Annotated in this window: 4 protein-coding genes; 1 reads left to right on the forward strand and 3 read right to left on the reverse strand. The window is 72.7% G+C overall.

Annotated elements, in window-relative coordinates; genetic code table 11:
• A partial coding sequence (locus tag G6028_RS05950) for a phospholipase D family protein (protein ID WP_206685734.1) occupies window positions 1-1,146 on the reverse strand: 1,146 nt, incomplete at its 3' end.
• A 21-nt stretch (window positions 1,147-1,167) separates the two neighbouring features.
• Entirely contained in the window at window positions 1,168-1,368 is a 201-nt protein-coding gene (locus tag G6028_RS17435; RefSeq protein WP_206685735.1) for a hypothetical protein, read from the reverse strand.
• Window positions 1,369-1,417: 49 nt separating this feature from the next.
• Here G6028_RS17435 and G6028_RS05955 point away from each other — a divergent pair, with 49 nt between their 5' ends.
• Window positions 1,418-2,125, forward strand: coding sequence for a PIG-L deacetylase family protein (locus tag G6028_RS05955; protein ID WP_182658323.1), 708 nt, complete (start codon window positions 1,418-1,420; stop codon window positions 2,123-2,125).
• 61 nt (window positions 2,126-2,186) lie between these two features.
• Here G6028_RS05955 and G6028_RS05960 read toward each other — a convergent pair.
• On the reverse strand, window positions 2,187-2,807 hold a 621-nt coding region (locus G6028_RS05960), incomplete at its 5' end, for an alpha-ketoglutarate-dependent dioxygenase AlkB family protein (RefSeq protein WP_241730579.1).

Consider the following 2,807-nt stretch of genomic DNA (forward strand, 5'->3'; position numbering starts at 1 on the left):
GAGCGGACGCAGCCGACCCGGGGGCCGCGTCCCCCGGCGACCGCCGCGATGCCACTCCTCGAGCGCGGCGGCCGAGTCGGCGAAGGTCCGAAACGTCCCCACCGCGTCGGGGCAGTCGTGCATCAGGCGCGCGAGGTCGTCGTCGTCGCCCGGATCGCCGTCCCCGTGCGCGATCTCCGACACGTCCCCCGGATACCCCGGACCGTCCACGCCGCGCCCGAGGTGCTCGGCGGCCAGGGTCAGACGCAGTCTGCGGGCGTACGGACTGTGATCGGACGCGGCCGTGTCCACCACCACCGCCGAGAGTTCCGAGTCGTGGGTCCACGAGCGCCGGCTGAAGTTGTCGGAGCCGACCGAACACCAGGTGTCGTCCACGACGCACACCTTGGCGTGGACGTAGACCGGGGTGCCGTCGGAGTTCTCCGGCGCGTAGAAGGCCACCCGGCCGGGGGCCGCGGCGGCGAGTCGGCTCATGGCGCGCTGCCGGCCGAGGAGCTGCGGGAGACGGGAGACCGGGTTGTCGCTGTCCGTCCACCGGGGCATCACGACGACCAGGTGCAATCCCTCGTCCCGCTGGAGCGATTCCACGAAGGAGTCCGCGATCGCGCGCGACCACAGGTACTGGTCCTCCACGTAGATGAGGTCACGGGCACGCTCGAACGCCTTGGCGTACCCGCGGGCGACGCTGCGCTCACCCCTCCGTGCGAACGGGTAGGCACGTCGACCGTGTCGGCCGGCGTAGGTGCGGAGCAGCTGGACGACGTGCGTGCCACCCGGCACCGCCGGCGGCGGCGGCGCCTGCGGGGGCAACGGTTCGGCGCGCACGTCCACGTGGTCGCGGTCCACGCGGAACCGGCGACGCGACCGCGTCAGGGGCGCCGGGTCCTCCCACCGTTCCCGGAACACCGTCTCGGCGTCGTACACGGCCGGTCCCGAGATGGCGCACTGCACGTCGTGCCACGGCGGCGTCACCCCGTAGACCTCGGACATCGACTGCGCCTGCGGGTCGCCCCGGTGTCGGGCGTCGTCCCGCCGCGAATGGCACAGGTCGATGCCGCCCACGTAGGCCACGTCCCGCCGCGGGGCGTCCGCGTGTCGGATCACCACCATCTTCTGGTGGTGCGACCCGCGCGGCGGCACCCGCATGTCCAGCAGGACGTTGCCGCGTCAGTCGGTGAACAGGATCAGATCGCCCTGCCCGGTGGTCTCGATCCTGTCGAAGAGCTCGGCGAAGTACGTGGCCCCGTGGACCAGTGGGCGGACCTCGTTGCCCTCCGACCAGGCCTCGTTCCCGGGATGACGGGAATCCAGACGGGTGTCAGGGTTGCCCCGCTCGTTCGCGGAGAGCAACCACTCGGTGAGGGCCATGTGTTCGGACGCTACCGACTCGTCACCCCGGATCGGCAATACTCTCCCCATGACCCCACCCGAGCCCTTTCCCACCGACTGGACCCGCGGCCTGGTCCTGGTCGCCCATCCCGACGATCCCGAGTACGGCATGTCCGCCGCGGTGGCCCGCTGGACCGCGGAGGGTCGCCACATCGTCTACGTGCTGGCCTCGAGCGGCGAGGCGGGGATCGAGGGGATGCCCCCCTCGATCGCCGGACCGGTCCGGGAGGAGGAACAGCGCCGCTCCTCGGCGATCGTGGGCGTCGAGGAGGTGGAGTTCCTCGGTTTCCCCGACAGCAGGATCGTCAACGACTCGGAGCTCCGCGACGCGATCGCGGACTCCCTCCGCCGTCACCGGCCGGACATCGTGATCTCCCTGTACTCGGGGCCCGAGTGGGCGCCCGGTGCCCCCAACCAGAGCGATCACATGGAGTTCGGTGCCGCGGTGGGCGCGACGTACGACGACCTGGTGGCCGCCGTCGGCGTGGACGCCGCCGAGGGGCGTCCCCGGATGTGGTTCGAGTCCGCACCGCAGCCCACCCACTACGTGGACGTCGAGGGGTTCGTCGAACCGGCCGTCGCCGCGCTGGCCGAGCACAAGGAGTACCTCTCGGTCCTCGACCCCGGCACCCCCGTCCCCGAGCAGGCCCGCCGGCAGGTGGAGTCGGTGTGCGCACCCCGAGAAGACGTGGCCGGGGACCGGCCCGTGGTGAGTTTCCGGCGCATGCGGCCCTGACCGGCACGCGAGCCCGCCGGTCGGGACCGGTGAGGCCAGGCCGGGGCCGGTCGGGGGCCCGTCAGCGGGTCTGCCTGAGGGTGATGTTGACGCGCCCCGGACCCGCGCCGAGCACGTCCCGGCACCAGGCCGGCGCGGTGCCGTCGAACACCCTGGGAACACCGTGGAAGGCCATCCTCGACGGTCCACCGAACACCACGAGGTCACCGGACTCCAACCGCACGTCGGTGTACGGGCGGCCACGGTGGTGTGGGGTACCGAAGCGGAAGGTGCAGGCGTCGCCGAGACTCAGCGAGACCACCGGCGCCGAGCTGGCCTCGTCGCGGTCCTGGTGCAGGCCCATGGTGGCGTCACGGCCGTAGAGGTTCACCAGCGCCGCGTCGGGGGTGTACCCCGGATCGCCCAGCGACGGGTCCACGGCGGTCGCCGTCTCGAGCCCGGATCGCGCCGCCCGGACCAGCCAGTCCGGCAGAGGCGGGACCACCTCGTCGTCGTCGTACCGGTAGGGCGTCCAGTGCCGCCCCAGGCAGAGCGTCCGCACCGACATCCTCCCCCCGCCGGGCAGCACGATCGACCGCGGCGGCCGCGCGGACGCCCAGTCCACGCAGGCCCGCAGCAGGTACTCCTGTTGCGGGCGGTCCATCCAGTCCGGCACGTGCACCGCGCCGGGGCCGAGGACCGC

The organism is Dietzia cercidiphylli, from assembly GCF_014145145.1.
Lineage (GTDB): Bacteria > Actinomycetota > Actinomycetes > Mycobacteriales > Mycobacteriaceae > Dietzia > Dietzia natronolimnaea.

Bases quoted from the DNA above. Each gene is read 5' to 3' on its own strand.
- G6028_RS05955 (WP_182658323.1), top strand. From the start codon at position 1,418: ATGACCCCACCCGAGCCCTTTCCCACCGACTGGACCCGCGGCCTGGTC.
- G6028_RS17435 (WP_206685735.1), bottom strand. From the start codon at position 1,368: ATGGCCCTCACCGAGTGGTTGCTCTCCGCGAACGAGCGGGGCAACCCT.